The sequence below is a fragment of the Gordonia sp. NPDC058843 genome (genome assembly GCF_042743165.1).
GTDB lineage: Bacteria > Actinomycetota > Actinomycetes > Mycobacteriales > Mycobacteriaceae > Gordonia.
This window is the reverse complement of the sequence record NZ_JBHYNC010000025.1, coordinates 1-26,685: the sequence shown is the minus strand read 5'-3', so window position 1 is coordinate 26,685 and position 26,685 is coordinate 1. Positions and strand designations below refer to the sequence as shown.

Below are 26,685 nucleotides of genomic sequence, written 5' to 3'. Positions count from 1 at the left end.
GCCGACTCGCCGGCGCCGCGTGCGGCATGATGGCATCCATGTCGACTCCGCGATCCATGTCGACTCCGCGCTCCGGCCGGCTTGCTGTCGGCACCCTGGTGTTGCTCACGGTGCTCTACTTCGCGCAGGGTCTGCCCTACGGGTTCTTCAGTCAGGCCATCCCCGTCATCCTCCGCGAAGAGGGTTACTCACTGACCAAGATCAGTGTGTACGGACTGCTGTTCGCGCCGTGGGGCCTGAAATTCCTGTGGGCGCCCTACGTCGACGCCTACGGCACGCGGCGCAGATGGCTGCTGACGCTCCAGTTGTCCTCGGCCGTCGTCGCGCTCGTACTCGCATCCCTCGACCTGTCCGGGACCCTGGTCTGGTTGCTCGTGGGCATCGCGGTCATCAATCTGCTGTCGGCGACCCAGGACATCGCGACCGACGGTCTCGCCGTATCGATGCTCGAGCCGCGTCAGCGCGGTCTGGGCAACGGAATCCAGGTGGGCGCCTACCGAATCGGCATGATCGTCGGCGGTGGTGGGCTTCTCTGGCTGTTCTCTCTCGCCGGCTGGCGTGCCCTCTTCGTCGTGATGTCGGTGCTGCTGTTCGCCTCCACCGTCGGGGTGTGGTTCCTCGCTCGCGACACCGCGCCGCGCCCCGGCGAGGCACCCCCGACACCGCCGAAACCCGCGGCGCCGGTGTTGTTGCTGACGGGCTGGTCGTCCCGGCTCCGACGCCCCGGCGTGATCACGTTCATCCTCGTCGTCGGCGCGTTCAAGTTCGGCAACTCGATGGCGTCGGCGCTCGTCGGTCCGTTCATGTCCGACGTCGGCCTCACGCTCGGCCAGATCGCACTCGTCGAAGGGGCGCTGTCGTCGGCCGGTGCTCTCGGCGGAGCCGCGCTCGGCGGGTGGCTCGCCTACACCTACGGACGGCGGCATGCACTGCTCGTCGGCGGTGTCACCCAGACGCTCAGTCTCGCGCTGTACCTGGTCGCGTCGCTGGGGGTCGGCGGCTTCTGGCTCGTGGTGACGGCCAGTCTCGCCGAGCACATCCTGGGCGGGGCGGCCACCGTCGCGGTGTTCACGCTGATGATGGATGCGTGCCAGAAGGGTTACGAAGGCAGCGACTACACCTTGTTCGCCTGCGCTGTGGTCGGGGTGCAGGGTGCTGCCGGGTTCGCCGCGGGGATCGTGGGCGATCTGTTCGGGTTCCCGGCGATCTTCGCGACCGGCCTGATCCTGTCCGGGCTCGGCTGTCTCATCATGATCCGTGCTCTCGATCGCGGACTCATGAAGCCACTCGAGTAGGGAGCAGTGTGGCCATCGCCTCGTCGACGACCCGGTCGAGATCATCGCCCAGGCTGCCGGCCAGGAATTGTTGGACCAGCTCGGCCATCGCACCGGTGAAGATCGCGGCTCGTACCCGGCTGGTGAGAGGGTCCGTGTCCCGGGCGTCGGCCTCGGCGAACGCCAGGTCGCGGAGCACGCCCTGGGTGGCGGCGCGGCGTTGGGCGAGAACGGGATTGGTCACCCCGGCGGTGAACAGCACGCGGCCGCGACGCGGATCCGAGGACGCGTGACCGAGAACCGCGCGGATTCCCGCGCGGGTGCGTGATCGCACCGAGGCGTCGGCCTCGCTCATCGCCACCTCGACCACCGTGCCGAGCTCGGCGGCGGCGGCGTCGTAGACGGCGCCGAGCAGCTCGTCGGTGTCGGTGAAGCTCTCGTAGAAGTACCGGGTGTTGAAGCCGCAGTATCGGCAGACGGAGCGAACCGACAGCTCGGACTCGGCTCCGACACCCCCGAAGATGTCGAAGGCGGCCGCGATCAGGTTGGATCTGCGCTCTGCGCGCCGATCCGCGAGCGGTACGCCCGCCCATCGGGTCGGTAGGGACATCGTCTCACCATAGACGGCCGTGTCCTGTTCGGACGAGTATCTGGTCACACCCGTATCCAAAGGTCTAGTGTGGATACAACCGTGACCAACGGTGCCCCGAGCGGAAGGTCTCCGATGACTGTGTCCATGGCTCCCCTTCGGCTTCCCTCCACCGACTGGATTCCCGTTCCCCTTCCGCACGAGTTCGTCGGCTCCTGGCTCAACGGCAAGTTCGACGCCCACGTGCGGGCGAAGTTCTTCCGTGGGATGGACTTCGAGAGTCCCGCGGGGGACCCGGGATGGTTCGGTCCGGACAGCGCGACGTGGTACGTCCATTCACACACGCCCGCACTGATCTTCGGGCTCCAGTGCGCGTCGTACCTCGAGCGCCTGGACCCGAGCATCTTCTGGATGGGCGTGCAGCACTCGCGCCTGGTCCGGCGCCGCGACGACGGCACCCCGACCCTGTCGATCGACCCCGACGGCGCCATGACCAGGCTGGGACACTCGCTGGCCTTCTTCATGGGAACCGCGTACGGCTCGACCGAGTCCGCCGAACGGCTGGCGCGGACGGTCCGGGCGATGCACCACACCATCAAGGGCGTCCGGCCCGACGGTGCGGCCTACGATGCCGACGATCCGGACTGGTTACGGTGGAACTATGCGACCGTGGTCTGGGGTATCGCGACCGCGCACGAGATCTATCACCCGCAGCCATTGCGCGGAGCCGAACTCGACCGCTACTACCGGGAATTCGTGCGCGTCGGTCATGCGCTCGGTGGTGCCGACCTCCCCACCACCAAAGCCGAGACCCTCGCGTGTCTCGAGGAGTATCTGCCGAAACTGGCTTTGACACATGGCAATGCGATGGCGACCGGGTTGAATGTGCGCAATCCCGCCCAGGGGGCCGTGGACTGGGCGATCCGGGACACGATGCCTCGCTGGGCGAAACAGCTCATCATGTATCGCCCGCCGAATCCGATCGAGCGGCGCGCGCGCCGGAGTGCGGTGTGGGGTCTCGTCAACTCCGCTCATCTGACCATGGGAGAGGCGCCGGAGTTCGCGGCCGCCCGCCGACGCGTGGCGCAGGGGACGACTGTGCCTCATACGCTTCCGCGGTACGAAGTCGGATCTGACCCCGAGCGTACCCGGGCCGACATCGAGGCCTCGTTCGCCCAATAGCGCCTGTGCGCGCCCGTGTCAAACCGGGCCTATCTGAATCATCAATGAAGGCAACGGAATTCACCGGCCTTCTGCTTCGGTGACGTCTCCGGAAGCGGAAACACCGATTTCATCTCACGTCACGCCGGCGTAACAAAGTCAAAATACGTTTACCTCCCATACGCCAGATCGCAAGGTTTGTTGCGGCGCGTATCTCACAGGGGGTCATGCGGTGTCATGCCGTGTGTTCGTCGTGCCCCCACCTGAGTGGACCTGAGACGTAGTGAGAAAGGCTTCGCCGATGCCGTCTGTTCCGTTGCCGTCCGGCCCCCCGCCGACGGACACCCCGCCGTCCGCCACCCCCCGGTCACGCCGTCGGCGGTACGGCATCCTCGTGCCCGCGGCCCTGTCCGCAGTGGCGCTCGTGCTCAGTGCGTGTGGCAGTTCGGCCAGCGAGGAATCGGCGTCGAGCGCCGAATCGTGCGTCGACACCGCCGGTGAGACCATCAAGGTCGGATCGCTCAACTCCCTGTCGGGCACGATGGCGATCTCCGAGGTCACCGTTCGCGACTCCATCAAACTCGCCGTCGACCAGATCAACGACAACGGCGGTGTCCTGGGCAAGCAGATCCAGCTGATCGGTGAGGACGGTGCCTCCGAGCCGACGATCTTCGCGGAGAAGGCCGAGAAGCTGATCTCGAGCGACTGTGTCGCAGCGGTGTTCGGTGGCTGGACGTCGTCGAGTCGCAAGGCGATGTTGCCGGTCTTCGAGGACAACAACTCGCTGCTGTACTACCCGGTCCAGTACGAGGGACTGGAATCGTCGCCGAACATCTTCTACACCGGCGCGACCACGAACCAGCAGATCGTGCCCGCGCTCGAGTACCTGAAAGAGGAGGGCGTGAAGTCGCTCTACCTGGTGGGCAGCGACTACGTGTTCCCCCAGACGGCCAACCGCGTCATCAAGGCATATGCCGAGGCCAACGGCATCGAGATCAAGGGCGAGGACTACACCCCGCTCGGCTCGACGGACTTCTCGACCATCGTCAACAAGGTCCGCAGCGCCGACGCCGACGCCGTCTTCAACACTCTCAACGGCGATTCCAACGTGGCGTTCTTCCGCGAGTACAAGAACGTGGGACTCACCCCGCAGGCCATGCCCGTCGTCTCGGTGTCCATTGCCGAGGAGGAGGTCGGCGGTATCGGTGTGGACAACATCGAGGGGCAACTCGTCGCCTGGGACTACTACCAGACCGTCGACAACCCGGCGAACGCGTCGTTCGTGCGTGACTACAAGGCCGCCTACGGGGCGAACAAGCCGACCTCCGATCCGATGGAGGCCGCATACGTCTCGGTGTACCTGTGGAAGAACTCCGTCGAGAAGGCGCAGTCGTTCGCCGTCGCTGACGTCCAGAAGGCCGCCGGCGGAGTCACTTTCGACGCCCCCGAGGGACTCGTCACGATCGACGGCGAGAACAACCACATCACCAAGACCGCACGTATCGGCGAGATCCGCGGCGACGGACTGATCTACACCGTGTGGGATTCGGGTCAGCCGATCGAGCCGGACCCCTACCTGAAGTCGTACCCGTGGGCCGAGGGCCTGAGCAACTGACACCGTCGACGACCCGTTCCGCGTCCTACCGACGCGGGACGGGTCGCGCACGGTCCTTCCCTGGAACGCGGCAAGTGCCGACTACGAACGGATAGTCACGTGGAAACCGTTATCGGACAGCTCTTCACCGGGCTGAGTCTCGGTTCGATTCTGCTCCTCGCAGCTCTCGGCCTGTCCCTGACCTTCGGGCAGATGGGCGTGATCAACATGGCCCACGGGGCGTTCATCATGGCCGGGTCCTACACCGCCTACAGCGTGCAGGAGTACCTGATCGCCGATGCCGGGGTGTCCCTGCTGGTCTCGCTGGTCATCGGGTTCGGCGTCGGCGGCCTGATGGGGGTTCTGCTCGAGGTCACCCTGATCAAGCGCATGTACGACCGCCCGCTGGACACCCTCCTCGTGACCTTCGGCGTGGGTCTCATCCTCCAGCAGCTCGCCCGCGACATCTTCGGCGCACCGGCGGTCGACGTGGTCGCGCCGGCATGGCTGTCCGGCGGTGTCGACATCCTCGGTGCGGTCGTGCCGAAGACGCGCCTGTTCATCATGCTGCTGGCCGTCGTGGCGGTGACCGCCATCGCGGTCACCATGAAATACACAGCGATGGGTCGGCGAATCCGGGCGGTCGTCCAGCATCGGGACCTCGCGGAGACGAGCGGGATCTCCAGCCGCCGCACCGACATCACGACGTTCTTCATCGGTTCGGGGCTCGCCGGAGTCGCCGGCGTTGCGCTGACCCTGATCGGCTCCACCAGCTCCAACACCGGCATGACCTACCTGATCGACGCATTCCTGGTGGTGGTCATCGGCGGGCTGGGCCAGATCAAGGGCGCGGTCATCGCGGCCATCGCGCTCGGCGTCCTGAACTCGTTCATCGAATACAACACGACGGCATCGGTGGCCAAGGTCGCCGTGTTCGTCATCATCGTGATCTTCCTGCAGATCCGGCCGCAGGGGCTGTTCACGGTCCAGTCGAGGAGTCTCGTGTGAAGGACTATTTCAGCGGTTCCTGGAAGGTCTGGGCGGGGTTCGGGGTCGCCGCGATCCTGCTGTTCGCGGTCGCGCCCGCCGTCCTGTCGGATTTCCGCCTCAACCTGCTCGGCAAGTTCCTGTGCTTCGGCATCGTCGCGGTGGGTATCGGCCTTGCCTGGGGGCGTGGCGGCATGCTCACCCTCGGGCAGGGTGTCTACTTCGGTCTGGGTGCCTACATCATGGCGATGCACCTGAAGATCTCCGACGCCGAGCTGCGCGGTGACGACGTACCCGACTTCATGCAGATCGCCGGCATCAGCGACCTACCCGGGTACTGGACACCCTTTGCCTCACCGGTGGTGACGATCCTGGGCATCCTGCTGGTACCCACGTTCCTCGCGATCCTGCTGGGTCTGGGCGTGTTCAAACGGCGGGTCAAGGGCGCCTACTTCGCCATTCTGTCCCAGGCGCTGGCCGCCGCGTTCGCGATCCTGCTCATCGGTCAGCAGACCACCGGTGGCAGCAACGGCCTCAACCGGTTTCGAAGCTTCTTCGGGCTCGCCCTGAACGACCCGGTGAACCGGCAACTGCTGTTCTTCATCACGGCCGCCATCCTGCTCGCCGTCGTGGCCATCACGCGTCAGCTGATGTACAGCCGGTACGGCGAACTCCTGGTCGCCGTTCGCGACCAGGAGGAGCGGGTTCGGTTCCTCGGGTACGACCCGGCCAACGTCAAGGTCGTCGCCTACGCGATCGCAGCACTGTTCGCCAGTATCGCGGGCGCCATGTTCGTTCCGATCGTCGGCATCATCTCGCCCGCCGACGTCGGGATCGTGCCGTCCATCGCCTTCCTGATCGGCGTCGCGATCGGCGGCCGCACAACGCTTCTCGGTCCGGTTCTCGGTGCCATCGCAGTGGCCTGGGCGCAGACGAGCTTGTCGGAGAACTTCCCGTCCGGATGGACCTACGCGCAGGGCATCCTGTTCATCGTGGTCGTCGGGTTCTTCCCGGCGGGGCTGGCCGGACTCGGGGCACTGGTCAAGTGGCGCCGGAGGCGCGCGCCCGACTCGTCACCGACCGGCGACATCGATGAACACACCGACAGCAAGGTAGGAGCGTCGTCATGACCGATGCAGAATCGACAGTCGCCGTCCACCCGCCGATCGCAGGCGGCAACGCCGGGATGGACAGCGACTACCTCCAGGTGCGCGGTCTCACTGTGGAATTCGACGGTTTCAAGGCGGTCACCGACGTCGATCTCACCCTGCTGCAGGGTGATCTGCGGTTTTTGATCGGACCGAATGGTGCGGGCAAGACCACGATCATCGACGCGATCACCGGCCTGGTGAAGTCGAGCGGCTCGATCCAGAAGTCCGGCGTCGAGCTCGTCGGCAAGAAGGTGCATCAGATCGCGCGTCTCGGTGTGGGCCGGACCTTCCAGACCGCCAGCGTCTTCGAGGAACTGAGCGTGCTGCAGAACCTCGACATCGCCGCGGGTGCCGGGCGCTCGGTGTGGACGATGCTGCGGCGTCGGCCGACCCAGGTGCCCGACTCGATTGCCGAGGCGCTCGAGACCATCGGCCTGCAGGATCTGGCGGACACACCGGCAGGCGTGCTGGCGCACGGCCAGAAGCAGTGGCTCGAGATCGGGATGCTGTTGGTGCAGAACGCCTCCGTGCTGCTACTGGACGAACCGGTCGCGGGCATGAGCCACGAGGAGCGGGAAGAGACCGGGAACCTGTTGCGCCGCATCGGTGGTGAGCGCACTGTGGTGGTCGTCGAACACGACATGGACTTCATGCGGTCCTTCGCGACCTCGGTCACCGTGCTCGCCCGCGGACGGGTTCTCGCCGAGGGCACGGTCGCCGAGGTCCAGGCGAATCCGAAGGTCCAGGAGGTGTACCTCGGGACCGCCGCCGGCGGGGAGGAACTCGAGGAGATCGCCGCCGACGCGGACACCCCCGCGCACCCGACACTCGCGCAACCGGCTTCGGAGAAGGGCTGAATCATGCTGAAGATCTCCGGAATCCACGCCGGTTATGGTCGCACCGAGGTGATCCACGGCGTCGACATCGAGGTGCCCACCGACGGCGTCGTCGCCGTGATGGGACACAACGGGGCCGGGAAGACGACCCTGCTGCGCGCGGCCGTCGGGTTGGTCAAGACCACCAAGGGCACGATCACCTTCGACGGCGTCGACATCACTCGGGCGCGCCCCAGCGCACGGGTGGCGCACGGCATCGCCTACGTCCCTCAGGGGCAGCAGAGCTTCGGTCACCTCACCACCGCAGAGAATCTGCAGGTGGTGGCCGACGGCCGTAAACGCGGCAAGGAACTGGTCGCAGAGATGCTGGACATGTTCCCGGCGCTCATCGAACTGCTGGGGCGCCGCGCCGGCCTGCTGTCCGGCGGCCAGCGCCAGCAACTGGCCATCGCTCGCGCCCTCATCACCGAGCCGCGCATGCTCATCCTCGACGAGCCGACCGAGGGCATCCAGCCCTCGGTCGTCGCCGAGATCGAGCAGACCATCACCACGCTGACCCAGCGTGGCGGGCTGGGGGTGCTCCTCGTCGAGCAGCACATCGGGTTCGCCCTCGAGGCGGCGCAGCGCTACTACGTGCTCGAGAGCGGCCGCGTGACGTCGTCGGGTGAGGGCGGTTCGGCTGCCGAAAGCGCTGTGCGCGAGGCGATGACGATCTAGTCCGAGGAATCGTGGAGTACCTCAGCCGGGCGCCTGCCTGCTGAGGTGCTCCCATTCGCGGTAGCTCGCCGCACGTGCGCGGTCCATGTCCAGCACGTGGTCGAACGATTGGCTTCCGACGATGAGGCGTCGAGGCGGGTCGGGGAGTGCCGCGAGTTCCAGGATGACCGGCGCGGCCGCGGCCGGTGGCGGTCCGGCCTCGTCACCCCAGGACGACTCCATCGCCGTGCGCAGGTCGTGGTACTGCGCCATCGGTTCGGTGTTCGTCGTTCCGGTGGTGAACAACCCGGTGTCGTAACCGCCCATCTGCACGATGGTGACCTTGATGCCGAACTGCTCGGCCTCCATCGCCAGCGCCTCGCTGACCGAGTCGAGCGCCGCCTTGCCCGCTCCGTAGTAGCCGACGGTCGCCATCCCGCCGCCTGCGCCCATCGACGTCACCTGCAGAAGTCGTCCGCCGCCACGGGCGCGTAGGTGGGGGAGGACCGCCTGGGCGACCCAGACGGCGCCGAAGAAGTTCAGGTCCAGGTGTGCCCGGATCTGTGCCTCGGTGGCTTCTTCGACCATCCCGTAGAGCATCCCGCCCGCGTTGTTGACGACGATGTCCAGCCGGCCGAACGCGGCGATCGCTGTCTCGACTCCGTCGAACACGGCCGCCCGGTCCGTGACGTCAAGAGACAGTGCTCGTAGGTGCCGGGGATATCGCTCGGCCAGTGACGCGAGCGGCTCGACGTTGCGGGCGACGGCCACCACCCGATCGCCGCCATCGAGGGCGGCCTCGGCGAACGCCCGTCCGAGTCCGCGGGACGCGCCGGTGATGAACCAGACCCGTGGCGTGGTCATGTTGCCTCCTAAAGTAAACGGAACGGACCGTCTCGAAACAAGGTAGCCGCGGTTCCAACGTGCTGTCAAGACGGATCGTCTCGTTTCGTGAACTATGCTGGGGGCCATGCCGCGGGATGCAGGGCCGGATCACTCACGCCGGAAGGAACGGTCGCGTCAGGCGATTCTCGAGGCGACGCGCGATCTCGTCGTCGAGCAGTCGTACGACAAGGTCACGGTCGAGGCGATCGCGGCCCGGGCCGGCGTCGGAAAACAGACGATCTATCGACGGTGGCCGTCGAAGAGTGCAGTTGTCTTCGCGGCCGTGCTCGCCCTGAGCGAGGGTGTCGACGGGCAGTCCGTCGCCCTGCCGGACACGGGCGACCTTGAAGTCGATCTCAAGCAGGTCATGCGGGCGACGGCGGAGGAATTCACCGACCCGTCCTTCGACCGCCTCATCCGTGCGGTGAACACCGAGATCGGGAACGACGCCGGCCTCGCGGCGGAGTATCGGGAGAAGCTGTCACGACCACTGGACGAGGCGAAGAAGGCCCGACTTCGCAAGGCGGAACAGGACGGTGAACTGCCGGGTGGTACCGACCTCGACCTGTTTCTGGAGATGCTCTACGCACCGTTGTTCCAGCGGTGGCTGCATCGCACCGGGCCGCTGACCCCGGCGTATGCCGACGATCTCGTGGAGGCGACACTCCGGGCTTTCGGTCATCGACCGGTCGTCCCCCGCACGCGCGTCAGTCGAGACGGACCCCGATCTCCGCGGTGAGCTCATGCGGCGCATGCAGGGGTAGGCGATCGCCGCTCCAGAATCGCCCCGGATCGAACCAGTTGGAGTCTTTGGCTGCGTCGAGGATCCCCATCTCTCGATAGGTGATGGCCACCACCTCGGCGCAGTAGGCGGCCTCGAGGCCGACACTGTCGGCGTCCCCGGTTCGACGCTGCTGACGCTCGTCGCGTCGTTCGCGCACCTTGCGGTCGAGATAGGGGATACCGCGGACGAGATCGGTGGAGTTGGGGACGCGGCCGCGGAACCATCGTCCGGCGAGCCGCGCGGTGGTGGGGAACGGAGTGCCGTCGAGTCTGGCGATCACCCGGAGCAGTGCATCCTCCTGATCCCCGGTCACGTCAGGTGTGAGCTGGCGGAGCCAGCACGCCTGCTTGTAGCGGACCATCCACTGCTCCACGGCTTCTCGCGCGTCATGGAGCTGAACCCCGCGGTGACGGGAGCCGGTCCAGACATCGGTGAGTCGATCGCCGAGTTCGGCGTGCCAGAGCAGTGGGGGCAGATCGTCGATGCAGACCGCCATCGCGACGTGGTTGACCGGAGCATTGGTCAGGGTGCGGATCGCCCGGTCGGGTCCGGAATGACCGCGGAAGAGCCAGATGTCGCCGGTGCGGGTCGCGTCGAGCGCGGTGGCCAACGAGACGCCGGAATCGGCGCGGTCTCGGCCGAAGAGAATTCTGCTGGTGGGCACGAGCAAGAGGCTAGTGCGTCCGCGCCTCGTGCGGCGTCGGCGCGGCCTATCCTGCCCGCATGAGGAATCTGTGGAAGTGGCTGGGGTTGGCCGGCGCCGTCGGGGTCGCCACTGGTGGGGTGATGGTGGCGCGCGATCAGCGGCAGCGACAGTCCTACTCGGCCGACGATGTCCGCGCCCGACTGCATCAGCGGCTCGACGAGACAGACCAGGCGGGTGACCGATCTGCCGATCGGTGAGGACCGGGTGGCGGCGCCACTGATTTCTGAGGACACTGGGCAGTGTTGCCCGACGCTCGTCAGAGCGGAGGGAGAAAGGTGACACCATGACCGACAACAGCGGCGGTTCGTTCAACTTCGGCCCCGAGGACTTCGACCGATTCGCCCGAGAGGCCGGAGACGGACTGCGCGACGTGTTCGGCAAGCTCTTCGAAGGGCAGGCCGGACCGGCAGCCTTCTCGATGTTCTTCGACGAGGCCGCCCGTGGGCGTACTCGCACCAAGCCGCGCGAGGAGACCACCGGCGAGGCCGGGACCGGTGTCTGGGCGGTCTTCGTCGTCGATGACGACGGCGGTGCGCGGGTCGAGCAGGTCTACGCCACCGAGCTCGACGCGCTGCGCGCGAACAAGAGCAACACCGATCCGCGACGCAACGTGCGGTTCCTGCCGTACGGCATCGCGGTGAGCGCCCTGGACACGACGGTCGGCGACACCGGAGACGACGCCGCGCCCACACCGTAGGAAGCGACAGATGCGCGAGGCCGGCGGGTCCTGTGAAGGGCCCGCCGGCCTCGTTGCTGTCACGGCCTCACGGCCTCACGGCCTCACGGCACTCGGGTGCCGGAGTGATCCGTCAGAGGTTGGCGCCGCAGGTGGGCCAGGCGCCGGGGCCCTGGGTGGCGAGCACGTTCTCCGCAACGCGGATCTGCTCTTCGCGCGAGGCGTCGGCCGGGTTGCCGGTTCCGCCATTGGCCTGCCAGGTGCTCATCGAGAACTGGAGGCCGCCGTAGTAGCCGTTGCCGGTGTTGATGGCCCAGTTGCCGCCGCTCTCGCACTGGGCGACGGCGTCCCAGTTACCCGCTGCGTGCGCGGTGGACGCCAGCATCCCGAAGGGTGCGGCAGTCAGCGCGCCGACGATCGCGGCGCGGGCGACGAGCTTGGTCATGTGGGTCTTGGTGATACGCATGGTCTTCGTTCCTCCTCACCACCCCGGGGTTGGCAGGGCGGTTGATCTCGGACCGTGGGCGACCATACGGGTTCGGTAACGGCTGGGTCACGTCGAGGCCGTGACCTGGGCGATTCGGATAACGCCCGGATAACGCTGTTAGCTTTCCGGTGAATTCCCAGCGCATCCCGCAATTCCGTGGGGGCGCTCGAGCGCGAGTGTTCGGCCGCGTTCGATGACGAAGGTCACAGGGAGGATGTGGGGCCCGTCACGACCGACGCGGCGTCGGCCGGGAACCGGCCAAGCACCTCGTTCTGATCGCAGCCCGTGGGCGCCATGCACGGTCGTCCGCGACAGCCGTCGTGCGACACCGCGAGGTCGCTCACGACGATGTGATCGTCAACGACGGCCTATGAGTCACGACGCCGGCACTGTCCGTCCTCGACGCCGCGGTGGTCTCGGAGTATCTGGATCGACTGGAGGACGGGACCCGGCGACCTGAGTCCGCCGTCGAGCAGGTTCGGTGCGCAATCCCGCGACCGGCGCCGTGACGCGGAATGGCCATTGCGTGCCCGCTTGCGGTGGTTGCCGGGCAAAGCGCAACATCTCAGCATGGGTCAGCGGGGCAACACCGCGATCCGACCGCCACGGGACGGGGCATAGGCCACCCCGCGCGAGAACCAGCGCTCGGCGCGGTCGGAGGTGGGCAGCAATTCGTACTCCGCCAGCAACGTCCGCAGGGTCACATCCATCTCCATGGTCGCGAACGCCGCGCCGATGCACCGTCGGGTGCCGCCGCCGAACGGAAGCCACGCCGACGAGGGCTTGGTGCCGAGGAAACGGGTGGGATCGAAGTTCTCGGGCCGGGCGAATTCGCGGCTGTCGTCGTGGAGCAGGGCGATCGAGACGAGGACGTTGTACCCCTTCGGGATTCGCCACTCGCCGAGGTCGAGATGGTCGGCGACCACGTGTCGGCCGGCGAAGTCGATGACGGGTCGACTGCGTTGGACCTCGAGGATCGTGGCGTGGCGGTAGTCGTGTCCGCCGGCGTCCACCTCGGCCACGAGTTCGCGCACCACCTCGGGGTGCCGCCGCAGCCGCTCGAGCGCCCACGCGAGGGTCGTCGCCGTGGTCTCGTGCCCGGCGGCGAGCATGGTGGCCAGCTCCTCGGCGATCTCGTCGTCGGTCATAGGATTGCCGTCGTCGTAGGTGCTGCGAAGCATGATCGCAAGGATGTCGGTGCGTTCATCCAAATGAGAATCGTTGCGCGCCTTGGTGATCAGTCCGCCGACGTATTCTCGGTATTCGGCATTGCGTCGCGCGTACCGGTGATTGGGGTCGATCGGACGGAGAAGGCGTGGGAGTGGGGGTACCGTCGCGGCGCGCGAACCGACGGTCACCATCGGCGGGATCATGTCGCGGAGTCGGTCCAGCTCGTTGCCCTCGGCGCCGAAGACGGCGCGGAGGATGACGTTCAGCGTGATGCGCATCATCGGCTCGATGCTGGCGAACTCGACTCCGGTGCGCCAGGAGGCTGTTTCGGCACGGACCTCGTCGACGACGATCTGTTCGTACGACCGGATCGGCTTGCCGTGCAGCGGCGGGGTGAGCAGCTTGCGTCGGGCTCGGTGCCTGGCGCCCTCCAGTGCGAACATCGACCCTGTGCCCAGGATGCGACCCAGGTTGGGCTGGACGTTCTCGACCTTGTCGCCGGCGGTGAACAGCTCGCGCGCCAACGCCGCGTCGGAGATGACGACGGTCGGACCGAAGACGGGCAGGTGCACGGTGAAGGCCGCTCCATGACGATCATGGAGGTGGCGGAAGAAGAGTCGTCGCGAGACGATCGCGCCGAGGCCCTGCAGGGGGGAGGGGATCGACGTGGTCGGCGGGAGAACGGCCGCACCGCTCCGGGTCGGTGTGTTCACGGGCGTCGGGTTCCTCTCGCCGCAGCGGCTGGTACGTTCACGTACCAGCAGACGGTACGCGCACGTACCGGTGGGGGCAAGAGGCATATGCTCGCAGTTGTGAAGGCTGGATCGGAACCGCTCGCCCCGCTCTCGGCGCCCTGGCTGGTCCCATCGGCAGGGGCATCGACCCGGGATCGGCTGCTCGCCGCGATGCTCGAGTGCATCGTCGACGCGGGCTATCGCGACACCACGGTCGCCGACATCGTGCGGGTCGCCCGGACCTCCAGGCGGTCGTTCTATCAGGAGTTCGCCGACAAGCAGGCGTGCTTCTTCGCGCTACTGGCGGTGACCAACGAATTCATGATCGCCGAGATCGCGCGGCGCGTCGATTCGGAGGCATCCATCGAAGAGCAAGTGCGACAGGCGGTGTCATCGTACGTCGCGGCCAGTGAACGGTACCCGGGCCTCACCTTGAGCTGGATTCGCGAGTTGCCCGCACTCGGCAGCGCGGCCCAACCTGTCAAAGACGAGGCACTGGAGGCGTGGATCGAGCTCTTCGTCGGTCTCACCTCGACCCCGGCGTTGGCCGCGGCGGGGGTGGTCCCGATGGACCGTCAGCGTGCGATCTTCCTGTGGGGCGGTTTCCGGGAACTGACCGCCGGTGCCGTCGAATCCGGCACTCCGTTGGCATCGATCATCGAACCGGCGACCGCTGCCTCCCTCGCGCTGGTGACACCGCCGCGCTGAGTCCGCGGACTTTGAGGTGCGAGCGAAGCGAGCGTAGATCTTGTTCCCTGAGGTGCGAGCGAAGCGCGACTCGATCTTGCTCCCTGAGGTGCGAGCGAAGCGAGCCTCGATCTTGCTCCCTGAGGTGCGAGCGAAGCGAGCCTCGAAGGGCCTCGCACGATACCTCGCGGAGCCCTTCGTGGCTCGTCGCTATCGCTCCTCGCACCTCAGGGACCAGGGGTTATGCGGTTCTGTCGGATCAGGGACCAGGGGTTATGCGGTTCTGTCGGATCAGGGACCAGGGGTTATGCGATTCTGTCGGATCAAGGACCAGGGGCTATGCGTCCGGATCGGGTAGCGGAAGTCCTGTGGGACTTTCGGTTCAGAGATCCCAAAGCAGCCTCAGTGCCACGAACCGCGCTGGTACTGAGGTGGGTACGGCGCCTCGCGACGCTCGATGCCCAGCTCGTGTGCGGCGCGCAGCGGCCACGACGGTTCTCGCAACGCAACGCGACCGAAGAAGACGGCCGTGATGTCGTCGTCGCCGGCGACCTTCTCGGCCTGATCGGGTTCGGTGATGAGGCCGACGGCCGCGGTCGGCACGCCCGACTCGCGGTGGATCGAGCGGGCGAGGTCCACCTGGTAGCCGGGTCCGACCGGGATGTCGGCGAGCACGTTGCCGCCCGAGGAGACATCGACGAGATCGACGCCGCGTTCGGCGAGCAGGGCGGCGAGGCGTGCGGACTCCGCGACATCCCACCCGCCCTCGGTCCACTCGGTGCCGGACACGCGGATGAACAACGGCTTCGACGACGGCCACACGGCGCGGACCGCGTCCACGACCTCGAGGGTGAGCCTGGTGCGTCCGTCGAAGTCGCCGCCGTAGGCGTCGGTGCGCCGGTTCGAGAACGGGGAGAGGAACTGGTGCAGCAGATAACCGTGCGCGGCGTGGATCTCCACCACGTCGAATCCGGCGTCATCGGCTCGACGGGCCGCCTGTGCGAAGGCCTCCACCACCGCGGCGATCTGGTCGGTCGTCATCGCGGTGGGGGCGGGCAGTCCCTCGAAGGCGACGTCGGAGGGGCCGAACGTCGTCCACCCACCGTCGTCGAGGGGGATCGCTCCGGATCGATCGGCGAACGGTGCGTAGGTGGAGGCCTTGCGACCGGCGTGCGCGAGCTGGGTACCGATGACCGAGCCCTGTGAGTGCACGAAGTCGACGATCCGTCGCCACGCCGCGGCCTGGTCGTCGTTCCACAGGCCCGCGTCGTGCGCGCTGATCCGACCTTCGGGGACCACGGCCGCTGCCTCGGTGAGGAGAAGTCCGAAACCGCCGGCGGCCCGGGACCCGAGATGCGTCAGGTGCCAGTCGGTGGGCACCCCGTCGCCGGCGAAGCAGCTGTACTGACACATCGGGGCGAGCCAGATCCGGTTGGGGATCTCGACATCGCGGAGGGCGATCGGTTCGAAAAGCGCGGTACTGGTCACGAGGAGACACAACGATCGATCGGGCGTCGTATTCCCGTCGCGCTGCCATATCGTCGTGGCATGACCGATTCGTCGTGGAGCGCGCAACGATGGGCGTTCGTGATCGCCGCAGCCGTGTTCGTGTCGGTGTGGGTTGCGGTCGCCGTGGCCGGGCCGGACCGGATCGCGGGGCACGTCGACGCCGCCGGCGAGGTCACCAGGTGGGATTCGAAGTGGGTCGTGCTGGCCGGACTCGGTGCGGTCGGCCTTCTGTTCGTGGTGATATTCGGCTTCTCCGGTGCGTTGCTCGCCCGGTTGCCGGCACGAGCGATCAACCTGCCCGGCCGGCGCCGCAAGGAGTACTGGATGCGGCCTGCGCACCGCACCGAGTTCAACCGTCTGATGGCCGAGGACCTGGAGCTGATCGGGGCGGCCACGATGGTGCTGCTGGCCTGGCTGCTCGCCGCGACGACGATCTTCTCCGCGACCGGGGAGACATCGATGAACGGCTGGGCCTTTGCGGTGCCGCTCGTCATCTACGTCGTGGCCCTGGTCGGTTACACCGTCTACATCGCGGCCGGTGCCCGGTACCGCGTGCGTGAGTGACGATATGGAAGAGAGGCTGCCGAACATGACCGATCCGACCGTGCACGAGGCGGTGGCGACGGAGATCGCCGAACCCCTCGGCGTGATCACGCTGGGCGACGCGCGGCGCCGTAACCCGTTGTCCACGCGCACGATGCGCGCGATCACCGCCGCCCTGCGGGGCTTCGACGACGACCCGCGAGTACGCGTGATCGTGATCCGGGCGCTCGGGCCCGCCTTCTCTGCCGGGCACGACCTCGGCGAACTCGTCGATCGAACCCTCGACGACGAGCGGGCGGTCTTCGCGACGTGCACGGAGCTGATGCGGACGGTTCATGAGGTGCGTCAGCCTGTCATCGCCGAAGTCGCGGGTATGGCCTTCGCTGCGGGGTGCCAACTGGTGGCGACGTGTGATCTGGCGGTGGCGGGACGCAGCGCGCGGTTCAGCACGCCGGGCGTGCGCATCGGGTTGTTCTGCTCGACGCCGATGGTCGCGCTGTCCCGCGCGATCGGACGCAAGCGTGCCATGCACATGCTGCTCACCGGCGAACCCATCGGCGCCGAGACCGCCTCGGACTGGGGACTTCTCAGCGGTGTCGTCGACGACGAGGAGCTCGCGGCGTCGGTACGCGACCTGGCACTCCACATCGCCGGCTCGAGTGCGCGGACGGTGTCCATCGGCAAGCAGGCGTTCTACCGCCAGATCGAGCTCGACGAGTCCGCCGCCTACGACGAGATGGGCGAGACGATGGCGACCAATGCGATGACCTGCGATGCGCAGGAGGGGATGTCGGCATTCCTGCAGAAGCGGAAGCCGGTCTGGACCGACAGCTGAGCCGGCTCCGAGAACAGAATCGCCACCCCGGAACCGAGAGGTGGCGATTCTGCTATGGAGTCAGGCGTCGATCTGCGCGGTGGCGGACGCGAAACGCGCCAGATGGGCGTCGGCGGTGCCGAATTCGTACTCGATCGCGGTGAGGCGCTTGAAGTAGTGACCGATCGCCAACTCTTCGGTCATGCCCATCCCGCCGTGTAACTGCACCGCGTTCTGTCCGATGAACCGGGCGGCGCGGCTGACCGTCGCCTTGGCGGCCGAGACCGCGGCCGCGCGCTCCGCCGCAGATCCCTCGAGTGACAGGATCGCGAAATACTGTGCGGCGACCGACTGTTCGAGCTCCAGATGCATGTCGACCATCCGGTGCTGCAGTACCTGGAAGCTGCCGATCGGGACTCCGAACTGCTCGCGCTGCTTGGAGTATTCGACGGTGTCGGTGAAGACTTTGCGCATCAGGCCCACGGCTTCGGAGACGACCGCGGCAGTCGCGGTGTCCCAGGCCTTCTCGAGAATGTCGATCGCGTTCTCGTCGGCGATGAGGGCATCGGCGGGCAGGCGCACCTCGCTGAACGTGATATCAGCGGCCTGGCGGTCGTCGATGGTGCGCAGTCTGTGCAGCTCGATGCCCTGCGGGCCGCCGTCGGCGAGGTCGATGAGGAACAGCGAGACACCGGCGGGGTCGTGTGGCTCGCCCGCGGTGCGCGCGCTGACGATCAGGTAGTCGGCGAGCGGCGCCGTGGTGACCACGGCCTTGGTGCCGTTGAGCACCCACTCGTCACCGTCGCGATCGGCGCTGGTCTCGATGCGCGAGAGGACCCCGCCCGAGCTGTCTTCGAGTGCGGCGAGAGCGCTCAGGGCCTCGCCCTCGGCGATGCGCCCGGCGGCTTCGAGGGCGGCGGGGTTGCCGGTCGCGTGCAGCAGGCCTGCGCCGAGTACCACCGTGTCGACGAACGGCTCGACCACGAGGGCGTGTCCGAGCGCCTCGGTGACGACCATCAATTCCTCAGGGCCGCCGCCGAATCCGCCGATGTCCTCGGGCAGGCAGGCGCCGACCACGCCGAGGTCCTCGACGAAGGCTTTCCAGATCGTGGGCTGCCAGCCCTCGCCGACCTTGGCCGCGTCGCGGCTGACCTGCAGGTCGTATCGCGCGTCGAGGAACTTGTTGAGACCGTCGGACAGCAGTTGCTGTTCGGGTGTGAGTGTGAAGTCCATCAGTTATCTCCTGTGACCCGTCAGAGACCCAGAGCCGCTTTGGCGAGGATGTTTCGTTGAATTTCGTTGCTGCCGGCGTAGATCGAACCCGCGCGGTCGTTGAAGTAGTGCAGCGGCGCGACGGCCTGCCACGGTTCGCCGCTGACGTAGCCGTCGGTGGGCGGGGTGTACTGGAAGATCGGGCCGCCCGGCTTGGTGGCGTGGGGCTGGAAGACGCGTCCGTGGGGGCCTGCGGCCTCCAGGCTCAGGGTCGTGATCTCCTGGCTCAGCTCGGTACCGAGGATCTTCAGCATCGAGGCGATGGATCCGGGGTCCTTGCCCGAACTCATCGCGGCGAGTGCGCGGTATTCGAGGACCTCGAGGATCTTCGCGCGGACCTGCAGGTCGGTGAGCTTGGCCGCGAACGCCGGGTCCTGCGACAGCGGACCACCGTTCGGAGCCGTCACCGATTCCGCATCGCGGCCGAGTTGCTCGGCCATGACCTGTAGCGCCGGAGCCGCCGCGCCGCCCCCACGCTCGAAGACGAGCAGGTACTTGGCGACGGTCCAACCGTCGTCGATCTTGCCGAGGACGTTCTTCTTGGGGACGCGCACGCCGTCGAAGAAGACCTGTGCCTGCACCTGCTCGCCCGACGCGAACACCAGGTTCTGCACCTCGATGCCCGGCGAGTTCATGTCGATGAGCACGAACGTGATGCCCTGCTGCTTGCGTTCCTGGCGCGACGTGCGCACGAGGCAGAAGATCCAGTTCGCTTCCGACGCGTGCGTGGTCCAGATCTTGGAACCGGTCACGACGAGGTCGTCGCCGTCGTCGACGGCGGCCATCGACAGCGACGCGAGGTCGGAGCCGGACTCGGGCTCGGAGTAGCCCTGGCAGAAGAAGACGCTGCCGTCGAGGATTCCCGGCAGGAAGAAGTTCTTCTGGTCGTCGGTGCCGAACGCCATGATCGCGTGGGACACCATGCGGATGCCCATCGGCGACAGCGAGGGTGCACCGGCGAGGATCGACTCACGGCTGAAGATGTAGTGCTGGGATTGCGACCAGTCGCAACCGCCGTACTGCACCGGCCACGCGGGAGCGGCCCAGCCACGCTCGTGCAGGATCGCCTGCCACTCCATCGAGGCCTCGTGGTCGGAGTAGACGCTGGTGCGCAGTGTGCCTGCCGCGCGCAGGTCGGGGGTCAGTTTCTCGTCGAGGAACGCGCGAACCTCGTCGCGAAACGCAGCGTCGTCCGGAGACCAGTTCATGTCCATGAGCGGTGCGCAACCTATCTGTAAACGGTTGTGGTCAGATTGGGGTCGAAAGGGAATCTACCCAATGATCGGCGCGGTGCGTAGCCCGCCTCACGTTTCCGGTTTCAGTGTGACGCCCGGGGCATATCCGGGGGCGGGATCCTCGGGCCCCGCGGCCGGGGTCTGCGCGGGCTCTCCGGTGTCGTCGTCAGGCCGTCCGCCCGACGACAGCAGCACGTCCGCCCAGCGCGTCGCGGGGTCGATGTCGATGAGCAGGGCCTTGGCGAGCAGCGTGAGCGGGACCGCGAGGATCGCCCCCAGTGGACCGAGCGTCCAGGCCCAGAAGAGCAAGGACATGAAGGTGAGTGTCGTCGACAGTCCCACCGCGTCGCCGACGAACTTCGGCTGGATCACCGACTGGATGATCACGTTGATGGCGCTGTAGACGACGATGACGATGAGCATCTTGCTCGGGCCGCCGTCGAGGAGCCCCAGCAACGCGGGCGGGACGAGGCCGATGATGAAGCCGACGTTCGGAATGTAGTTGGTGATGAACGACAGCAGTCCCCACAGGATCGGCAGGGGGATGGAAAGCAGCGCGAGGGCCACGCTGTCGAGGACGGCGACGATGAGGCCGAAGACCGTCGACACCCAGAGATAGCTGCGCGTCCCCTGGGAGAAGGAGCGAAAGGCCGACGCGATGTCGGGACGCATCCGGTCCAGGATGTTCATCCGATCGTCGAAGCCGACCGAGTCCGCGGCCATGAACAGGAGCAGGGCGAGGACGAGCACGAGTGCCGAGGCGACGCTGAATGTGCTGGCCAGCACGTCGGTCACCGCGCTCACGACCTTGCTGGTGTCGATGTGGGAGATCATGTCCTGCACCTTGTCGTGGCTCACGCCGTGACTGGTGAGAAAGTTCTGGAAGCTGCTGACGAGGTCGTTGAACTTGTCGCTGTACTGGGGAAGGATCGATGCCAGCCGCGCGACGGAGAACACCAGTGCCGCGAACAGTCCGATGAGGATGCCGTAGACCAGGAGCACGGTCGTCACGAATGCGGCCCAACGCGGGAAACCCCGCTTGCGCAGCCAGGTCGGGACCGGCTGAACGGCGACAGTCAGCATCAGCGCGAGAAAGACCGGCGCGGCCAGTGACGCCACCGACTTGATGCCGGCGACCGCGACGACGAGGCCGGCGATGGTGAGGAGCACGATGGTGCCCCGAGGCAGTGTCCAGTCGGGCGGGTCGACCCGGTACGAGGGTGGTGGCGGAGTGCGCTTCGAGGCCTTGGTTCCGCTTGCCCCACTACGACCGGACATGGTGTGCCGCCTTTCTGGACACGACTGACTTGTCGTCACAGCGGCCACCGGACGCGAACGCGCGCAGTGGCCGCCGGTCAAGTGTTCAGCATCCGGCGACCATCCGCGCGTTTTCGGTGAGCTTTCGTCGTCGTTCGACTGCTCAGGTGAGCTCTCAGTGTCCCTTCCAGTTCGGCGAGCGCTTCATCACGAACGCCATGATCCCCTCGAGGGTGTCGCCGCTGATGATGAGCGAGTCCAGCACCGAGGCGCTGGCGTGGACGGCGTCGACGGTATCGGCGATGGCGTCGGACTGTTCCATGGTGGCGATCGACGCCCGCACGGATGTCGGTGAGGCGGCGAGGATCTCCTCGGCCACGCCGCGCGCGGTCTCGAGAACCTTTCCGGCCGGGGCGATTCGGCTCACCAGGCCGGCGGCCGCGGCCTCCGCGGCCGAGATGCGGCGGCCGGTCAGGATCATGTCACGCGCCAGTGCAGGCGGGACCAGGCGCGGCAGGCGGACCAGTCCGCCCGCAGCCGCCGCGAGTCCGACCTTCACCTCGGGCAGGCCGAACGACGCGTCCTCGTCGGCCACGACGATGTGACAGGCCATCGCGATCTCGCAACCACCGCCGAGCGCGAACCCGTTCACCGCGGCGATCACGGGTTTGGGCAGACTGCGCCGTGAGGTCAGCCCCGCGAACCCGTTCTTCGGCACCGACAGAGCCGCCGGGCCCGCAGTCGCCGCGAGGTCGTTGCCCGCGGAGAAGGCCTTGTCGCCCTTGCCTGTCAGGATCGCCACCCACAGATCGGGGTCGGCGAAGTAGGCCTCGAAGATCGAATCGAGCTCGGCATTGGCTGCTGGATTCAGGGCGTTGCGTGCGTCGGGCCGATTGATGGTCACCTCGAGCAGCCGGCCGTCGCGACGGATCTCGACGTGCTCGTAGGAGTCCCGGAATGCCGGGGCGAGCGCCGGATGCCTGGAGTTCATCGCCGCCGCGGTCAGGGCGACCCGATTGCCCTTGTCGAACGACCGCACGACGACCGGGGTGCCCACGGGGTCGTCGGATGTGAGGAGGAATTCGAAGAACTCGTCGTCATCCGAGTCGAGGTTGGCGACGAACCGGGCACCGAGTCCCTCTGGCGAGGTCTGATCCACCAGCCGGCCGATGACGGCACCGGTGCGGCGGCCGTTCTTCTGCGGGATGACGGTGTAGGTCTCGATGACCGCGGCGCCGTCGGCGTCGGCGACCGTGGGTACGGTCGGCACGGCGTCGAGCTCGGACTGCACGGGTCCGCTGGTGTCCGGACGCCAGGGGGCGGGCGTCGTCGAATAGACGCCCGCGGCGTGCTTGCTCAGCACGCCGCCGTTGGCGACGACGAGACCGAACTCTCCTGGCGATTGCCGGACGCGGGTGACGATCTCGGCGATCGCGTGCATCGAGTAGTTGTTGCCCGGCCCACCGAAGAAGGGCAGGCCGCCGGTCACGGTCAGACCGCGTGCGTCGTCGGGCGCCATGCCGATCCCGTCGAGGACGTTGAACACTGCTATCGGGAAACAACTGTAGATGTCGACGACGGAGATGTCGTCGAGTCCGATCCTCGCGACCTCCAGCGCGTGGCGCACCGCCGCGGGAGCCGCAGGGGCGGAACCGAGTTCGGGGCGAGCCAGCATCGGTCGCTCGACGGTGGACGAATGACCGTGCAGGAAGACCCATTTCGTGGGGTCGATGCCGGCAGCCTGCGCGGCACGCACCGACATCACGACCACGGCTGCGGCCTGGTTCACCTGATCGCGCGCCACGATGTACCGGGTGAACGGGTCGGACACGACCCGGTTCTCGGCCGTGACGGCAACGAGCTCGGCGGCGGTGCGCGCCGTCGGTGCCGCTGAGTGCGGGTTGGCGGCGGCCACCTCGGTGAAGGGTGCGAACAGCTCACCCATCGTCGCGGCGTAGGCGTCGCGGCTCAGCCCGGACTCGTGCCGACGGGCGTTCTCCAGCAGGGCGTACTGCGGCAACACCGACGCGAGGCCGTGCCGCATCTCGGCGACCGAGATGATGCCCTTCAAGCCGAATCCGCGGTCCTCGAGCTGCCCCCCGACCTCTTCGGCGTAGCTCGGGCGCTCATCCTCCGGCTGGGACATGAGATGACGGACTGTCGACATCACCTCGGCGCCGAACACGACGGCACCCTCGGAGTCGCCGGCGGCGATCGCTCCGGCGAGCTCGACGAGCATCGTCTGCGGGGTCTGACCGCCGGTCACCGCCTGCACCGCGCGGCGCGGGTTGACGCCAACGCGGTTGCCGACCGCACGCGGCATGTTGTCCGGCCGGCCCAGCGGAGACGACGACAGCGGGCTCGAGACCTCGAACGACCGGATCGCGGCGATCGTGTCGATCGACGTTGCGACCTCGCCCCCGGAGTCGGCGAACGCGGCGGTCACCGCACGGGCAGCGAGGTCGGCCTCGCCGAGCGCCTCGTAACCGGGATCGGTCAGACGTTCCGAGGCCTGGCCCACGCCGACGACGACGGGGGTGTTCGGATCGATATCAACGTGCGTTGTTGGCATAACCACTACATGTACACACTCAGGTGACGGCCGTCTCATCGGAGGTGGCCGACGAGCGACGGAGCGTCAGTGTGCGGCGGTCCTCTCGAGAACGTCAGTGTTGCGGTCAGCGCGGTTCCAACAGTGGTCGGCCTCTGCGGATCGGACCACACTGTCGCCGACCAGACTGCGATCGAAAGGACCATTGATGACGTCCACGGTGTCTTCCACCACGCCCTCCGCCCGGCCCGCCACCAGCGCCTCCGACGGAACGACCGACGAGCGGCTCGACGAGGTGTTCGCGCCGATCTTCGCCCGGATCGCCGAGGGTGCGGTGCAACGCGAGGACGACCGCAGGCTGGCGCATGACGAGGTCTCCTGGCTCCGCGAGGCGAAGTTCGGCGCACTGCGCGTGCCGGTGGAACTCGGCGGATACGGTGCGTCGATCCGGCAGTTGTTCCGGCTGCTCATCGATCTGGCTGCCGCGGAGTCCAATCTGCCGCAGGCCCTGCGCGTGCACTGGTCGTTCGTCGAGGATCAGCTCGCCGCCCTCCCGGACGAGGCCGCGCAGCGATGGTTGCGCAAGGTCGGGGAGGGCACGCTGGTCGGCAACGCCATCACCGAGCCCGGTGTCGGTGCCATCGACCGCTATCAGACGCGCCTCACTCCGGACCCTGCGAGCGCCGACGGCACCGTGTTCCGCCTCGACGGCACCAAGTACTACAGCACCGGCAGTCTCTACTCCGATCACATCCTCGTCGCCGCCGATCAGGACGGCGAGCGGGTCTCGGTGCTCGTCGACGCCGACGCCGACGGTGTCACCCAGCACGACGACTGGGATGGCTTCGGTCAGCGCCTGACCGCCAGCGGCACCACCGAGTTCGCGGGCGTCGAGGTTCACGCCGAGCGCATTCTCGGTCCGGGGTACGGCGGGGAAGGCCGGACGTATGCGACGTCGTATCTCCAGCTCGTGCAACTCGCGGTGCTGGCCGGGATAGCGGAGCGCGCCACCGACGACGTCGTGGAGTGGGTGCGCAACCGCACGCGCACGTACACGCACTCGACCGCCGACCTGCCGCGCCACGATCCGCTGGTGCAGCAGGTGATCGGCCGGCTGTCGGCCGCGGCCTACACCGCGCGAACACTGGTCCTCGACATCGCCGACGAACTCGATGAGCTCTCGCTCGCCGGCTGGGAGGACGCAGAACTCCTCGACCGCGTCGAGTTCGACGTCGCCCGGGCGCAGGCCGCGGTCATCCCCGCCGTGCTCGACGCGACCACGCAACTGTTCGAGGTCGGCGGCGCGTCGATCACCTCCGAGCGTCTGCGCCTCGACCGGCACTGGCGCAATGCCCGCGTGATCTCGGTGCACAACCCGCTGATCTTCAAGCTGCAGGCCGTCGGCGACCACGCTCTCAACGGTACCGACCTGCCCTATGCCTGGAGCGCCGGCCAGAAGTAGCGCGAGCCGCGTCGCTACGCTGGCGGCCATGCACCGGATGGCCGCAGCGGATGCGGTGTCGTACTGGATGTCGCAACGCATCCCGAACGACCAGTTCCTGGTGTATTGCTTTGCTGCGCCGCGTAGTTCGGTTGAGGACTGCGCGGCGCAACTCCGGCTCCGTGCCGCGTTCGTCGACGATCTGTGTCTCCGGATCCGAGAGGTCCCGGGCACGGCCGACCGTCCGTACTGGGAATCCGTCCGGCCCATCGACGACCAGGTCCGGGTGGACCCGTCGAGCCGGACGTGGTCGTCGTGCCTGGCGCAGGTCGCCGGACTCATCTCGCGGCCGCTCGATCCGACCCGAGAGGCGTGGCGGGCGCATCTGTTCGGTCCGGTTGTGGATGCCCCGGGTGCCACGGGCGCGGCCTACGTCGTCGTACTGCAGATCTGTCACGCACTGGGCGACGGCCGACGTGCGTCACGGATTGCGCGCGAATGGTTCACGGCTCCCGCCATTCCACGACGACGAGTGGCCGTGACGCGCGCGCCTGATTGCGAGCTGCTGGTCGACGCCGGGACGGTCGTCGGCGGAATGCTTCGATTTCCCGGCGAGTTCGTCACGACGGCACGGCGAGGGCGACGCGCGGCGCGCCTCGCCTCGGCGTCCGCGCCGCCGACGCCGGGTTACGCGCCGACCCGGCTGAACACCCTGCCCGGACCGCGGCGGACGCTGCGGGTTCTCGTGCTCGACCGAGACATGCTCAGCGGCCGCGCGCATCCGGTTACGGTCGCGGTTCTCACCGCGATCTCGGTGGCACTACCGGAGTACCTGGGCGAGACCGGACGGCGTCTCGGCGTCGAGCTGACGATCGGACGGTCGGGAGAACCCCAGGCCCGCAATCATTTCCGCAACGCAGGCGTGGACCTGCGCGTCGACGTCGACGACCTGCACGAGCGTGCGCGACTCATCGGCGCCGAGATCGCCGCCGCTCGCGCAGCCGAGACGGACCCGTTGCGCGTCGCGCAGCGTCGGGCATCGGAGTCGACGCCCGCGATCCTGACTCGATGGGGGATCGGAACCGTCGATCTTGAAACCCCGCCCGAGACGGTCACCGGCGTCACGGTGGTCTCGTCGGTGGACCGTGGTGCTGCCGACCTCGACCTCGACGGCGGCGAGATCCTTTTCACCACAGGATTTCCCGCCCTGTCAACCGCTCAGGGGCTGACACACGGTGTGCACGGGATCGGCGATCGGATCGCCATCTCGGTGACCACGAGTCCCGACGTGATGGACGACGTGGACCGGTACGTGAGGCTGCTCGCTCGTGCGTCGGGCGGCTGATCCGAAAGAACCACAGAGTCCTGCTCCCTGTGGAGCGCCTGGAGCCTGCGGAGGGTGTCCCATCGCTCGCAAGCTCGCTCCTCAGGGACCGGGGCTCCTTCGTAATGCGAAGCGCGGGAACCCCTCTGCTCCCTGAGGCCTGAGAGCGATAGCGACCACCGTTCCGCTCCCTAATCCGAAAGAACCGCATAACCTCTGCTCCCTGAGGTGCGAGGAGCGCAAGCGACGAGCCACGAAGGGCCTGGTGAGACACGTTGCGAGACCCTTCGTGGGGGGGGGGGCGCGCACCACAAGCAGGAAC

Annotated in this window: 25 protein-coding genes; 15 read left to right on the top strand and 10 right to left on the bottom strand. The window is 67.4% G+C overall.

What is annotated here, in order from left to right; all coding sequences use genetic code 11:
- The first annotated feature begins 56 nt into the window (after positions 1 to 56).
- Positions 57 to 1,295 (top strand): MFS transporter, encoded by a 1,239-nt coding sequence (locus ACFW3F_RS16380; protein WP_388059225.1) that lies wholly within the window; start codon positions 57 to 59, stop codon positions 1,293 to 1,295.
- Here ACFW3F_RS16380 and ACFW3F_RS16375 read toward each other — a convergent pair.
- Entirely contained in the window at positions 1,276 to 1,884 is a 609-nt protein-coding gene (locus tag ACFW3F_RS16375; protein WP_388059133.1) for a TetR/AcrR family transcriptional regulator, read from the bottom strand. The two genes, ACFW3F_RS16380 and ACFW3F_RS16375, sit on opposite strands and share 20 nt — an antisense overlap.
- Positions 1,885 to 1,998: 114 nt before the next feature.
- Between ACFW3F_RS16375 and ACFW3F_RS16370 the strand changes: the two genes are divergently transcribed.
- From ACFW3F_RS16370 to urtE, 6 genes are all read left to right on the top strand, one after another.
- Positions 1,999 to 3,045: an oxygenase MpaB family protein gene (locus ACFW3F_RS16370; RefSeq protein ID WP_388059131.1), complete on the top strand. Its 1,047-nt coding sequence runs from the start codon at positions 1,999 to 2,001 to the stop codon at positions 3,043 to 3,045.
- Positions 3,046 to 3,325: 280 nt separating this feature from the next.
- On the top strand, positions 3,326 to 4,639 hold the full coding sequence (urtA, locus tag ACFW3F_RS16365) for an urea ABC transporter substrate-binding protein (RefSeq protein ID WP_388059129.1): 1,314 nt from the start codon (positions 3,326 to 3,328) through the stop codon (positions 4,637 to 4,639).
- 99 nt (positions 4,640 to 4,738) lie between these two features.
- The gene (gene urtB, locus ACFW3F_RS16360) at positions 4,739 to 5,626 is read left to right on the top strand and encodes an urea ABC transporter permease subunit UrtB (RefSeq protein ID WP_388059127.1); all 888 of its coding nucleotides are present in this window, start codon (positions 4,739 to 4,741) and stop codon (positions 5,624 to 5,626) included.
- A complete protein-coding gene (gene urtC, locus ACFW3F_RS16355) occupies positions 5,623 to 6,735 on the top strand; it encodes an urea ABC transporter permease subunit UrtC (protein WP_388059125.1) in 1,113 nt (370 codons plus the stop codon). The genes urtB and urtC overlap by 4 nt, the downstream gene beginning before the upstream one ends.
- Positions 6,732 to 7,613 carry an urea ABC transporter ATP-binding protein UrtD gene (urtD, locus tag ACFW3F_RS16350; RefSeq protein ID WP_388059123.1) on the top strand — a complete coding sequence of 294 codons (882 nt, stop codon included), beginning with the start codon at positions 6,732 to 6,734 and terminating at the stop codon, positions 7,611 to 7,613. The genes urtC and urtD overlap by 4 nt, the downstream gene beginning before the upstream one ends.
- A 3-nt stretch (positions 7,614 to 7,616) precedes the next feature.
- Positions 7,617 to 8,309, top strand: coding sequence for an urea ABC transporter ATP-binding subunit UrtE (urtE, locus tag ACFW3F_RS16345; protein ID WP_388059121.1), 693 nt, complete (start codon positions 7,617 to 7,619; stop codon positions 8,307 to 8,309).
- Between the two features lie 21 nt (positions 8,310 to 8,330).
- Here the strand turns inward: urtE and ACFW3F_RS16340 are convergent, their stop codons facing one another.
- Entirely contained in the window at positions 8,331 to 9,152 is an 822-nt protein-coding gene (locus ACFW3F_RS16340; RefSeq protein WP_388059119.1) for an SDR family NAD(P)-dependent oxidoreductase, read from the bottom strand.
- Between the two features lie 106 nt (positions 9,153 to 9,258).
- Here ACFW3F_RS16340 and ACFW3F_RS16335 point away from each other — a divergent pair, with 106 nt between their 5' ends.
- Positions 9,259 to 9,912 (top strand): TetR/AcrR family transcriptional regulator, encoded by a 654-nt coding sequence (locus tag ACFW3F_RS16335; protein WP_388059117.1) that lies wholly within the window; start codon positions 9,259 to 9,261, stop codon positions 9,910 to 9,912.
- Here ACFW3F_RS16335 and ACFW3F_RS16330 read toward each other — a convergent pair.
- Positions 9,881 to 10,621, bottom strand: a complete 741-nt coding sequence (locus tag ACFW3F_RS16330; RefSeq protein WP_388059115.1) for a guanylate cyclase — start codon at positions 10,619 to 10,621, stop codon at positions 9,881 to 9,883. The two genes, ACFW3F_RS16335 and ACFW3F_RS16330, sit on opposite strands and share 32 nt — an antisense overlap.
- Positions 10,622 to 10,680: 59 nt before the next feature.
- Here ACFW3F_RS16330 and ACFW3F_RS16325 point away from each other — a divergent pair, with 59 nt between their 5' ends.
- A complete protein-coding gene (locus tag ACFW3F_RS16325) occupies positions 10,681 to 10,860 on the top strand; it encodes a hypothetical protein (RefSeq protein ID WP_388059113.1) in 180 nt (59 codons plus the stop codon).
- Positions 10,861 to 10,946: 86 nt separating this feature from the next.
- Positions 10,947 to 11,360: a hypothetical protein gene (locus ACFW3F_RS16320; RefSeq protein ID WP_388059111.1), complete on the top strand. Its 414-nt coding sequence runs from the start codon at positions 10,947 to 10,949 to the stop codon at positions 11,358 to 11,360.
- A gap of 112 nt (positions 11,361 to 11,472) precedes the next feature.
- Here the strand turns inward: ACFW3F_RS16320 and ACFW3F_RS16315 are convergent, their stop codons facing one another.
- Together ACFW3F_RS16315 and ACFW3F_RS16310 are read right to left on the bottom strand one after the other, a co-directional pair.
- Positions 11,473 to 11,805, bottom strand: coding sequence for a transglycosylase family protein (locus ACFW3F_RS16315; RefSeq protein WP_388059109.1), 333 nt, complete (start codon positions 11,803 to 11,805; stop codon positions 11,473 to 11,475).
- Between the two features lie 596 nt (positions 11,806 to 12,401).
- A complete protein-coding gene (locus ACFW3F_RS16310) occupies positions 12,402 to 13,709 on the bottom strand; it encodes a cytochrome P450 (protein WP_388059107.1) in 1,308 nt (435 codons plus the stop codon).
- An 87-nt stretch (positions 13,710 to 13,796) separates the two neighbouring features.
- Here ACFW3F_RS16310 and ACFW3F_RS16305 point away from each other — a divergent pair, with 87 nt between their 5' ends.
- The gene (locus tag ACFW3F_RS16305) at positions 13,797 to 14,438 is read left to right on the top strand and encodes a TetR/AcrR family transcriptional regulator (protein WP_388059105.1); all 642 of its coding nucleotides are present in this window, start codon (positions 13,797 to 13,799) and stop codon (positions 14,436 to 14,438) included.
- Between the two features lie 381 nt (positions 14,439 to 14,819).
- Here ACFW3F_RS16305 and ACFW3F_RS16300 read toward each other — a convergent pair whose 3' ends face one another.
- Positions 14,820 to 15,905: an NADH:flavin oxidoreductase/NADH oxidase gene (locus ACFW3F_RS16300; protein WP_388059103.1), complete on the bottom strand. Its 1,086-nt coding sequence runs from the start codon at positions 15,903 to 15,905 to the stop codon at positions 14,820 to 14,822.
- Between the two features lie 60 nt (positions 15,906 to 15,965).
- Here ACFW3F_RS16300 and ACFW3F_RS16295 point away from each other — a divergent pair, with 60 nt between their 5' ends.
- Together ACFW3F_RS16295 and ACFW3F_RS16290 are read left to right on the top strand one after the other, a co-directional pair.
- Positions 15,966 to 16,490, top strand: coding sequence for a DUF1648 domain-containing protein (locus tag ACFW3F_RS16295; RefSeq protein WP_388059101.1), 525 nt, complete (start codon positions 15,966 to 15,968; stop codon positions 16,488 to 16,490).
- A 25-nt stretch (positions 16,491 to 16,515) separates the two neighbouring features.
- On the top strand, positions 16,516 to 17,304 hold the full coding sequence (locus tag ACFW3F_RS16290) for an enoyl-CoA hydratase (protein WP_388059099.1): 789 nt from the start codon (positions 16,516 to 16,518) through the stop codon (positions 17,302 to 17,304).
- Positions 17,305 to 17,364: 60 nt separating this feature from the next.
- On the opposite strand, the gene ACFW3F_RS16285 is transcribed toward ACFW3F_RS16290, so the two are convergent.
- The 4 genes from ACFW3F_RS16285 to ACFW3F_RS16270 all read right to left on the bottom strand — a co-directional run bounded on the left by ACFW3F_RS16285 (position 17,365) and on the right by ACFW3F_RS16270 (position 23,619).
- On the bottom strand, positions 17,365 to 18,516 hold the full coding sequence (locus ACFW3F_RS16285; RefSeq protein ID WP_388059097.1) for an acyl-CoA dehydrogenase family protein: 1,152 nt from the start codon (positions 18,514 to 18,516) through the stop codon (positions 17,365 to 17,367).
- A gap of 20 nt (positions 18,517 to 18,536) precedes the next feature.
- On the bottom strand, positions 18,537 to 19,769 hold the full coding sequence (locus ACFW3F_RS16280; protein ID WP_388059095.1) for an acyl-CoA dehydrogenase family protein: 1,233 nt from the start codon (positions 19,767 to 19,769) through the stop codon (positions 18,537 to 18,539).
- A gap of 90 nt (positions 19,770 to 19,859) precedes the next feature.
- Positions 19,860 to 21,068: an AI-2E family transporter gene (locus ACFW3F_RS16275; RefSeq protein WP_388059093.1), complete on the bottom strand. Its 1,209-nt coding sequence runs from the start codon at positions 21,066 to 21,068 to the stop codon at positions 19,860 to 19,862.
- Between the two features lie 154 nt (positions 21,069 to 21,222).
- Positions 21,223 to 23,619, bottom strand: a complete 2,397-nt coding sequence (locus tag ACFW3F_RS16270; RefSeq protein WP_388059091.1) for an acetyl-CoA acetyltransferase — start codon at positions 23,617 to 23,619, stop codon at positions 21,223 to 21,225.
- Between the two features lie 187 nt (positions 23,620 to 23,806).
- On the opposite strand from ACFW3F_RS16270, the gene ACFW3F_RS16265 reads away from it, so the two are divergent.
- Together ACFW3F_RS16265 and ACFW3F_RS16260 are read left to right on the top strand one after the other, a co-directional pair.
- Positions 23,807 to 25,060 (top strand): acyl-CoA dehydrogenase family protein, encoded by a 1,254-nt coding sequence (locus ACFW3F_RS16265; protein WP_388059089.1) that lies wholly within the window; start codon positions 23,807 to 23,809, stop codon positions 25,058 to 25,060.
- Positions 25,061 to 25,088: 28 nt separating this feature from the next.
- Positions 25,089 to 26,384, top strand: coding sequence for a wax ester/triacylglycerol synthase domain-containing protein (locus tag ACFW3F_RS16260; protein ID WP_388059087.1), 1,296 nt, complete (start codon positions 25,089 to 25,091; stop codon positions 26,382 to 26,384).
- Positions 26,385 to 26,685: the final 301 nt, after the last annotated feature.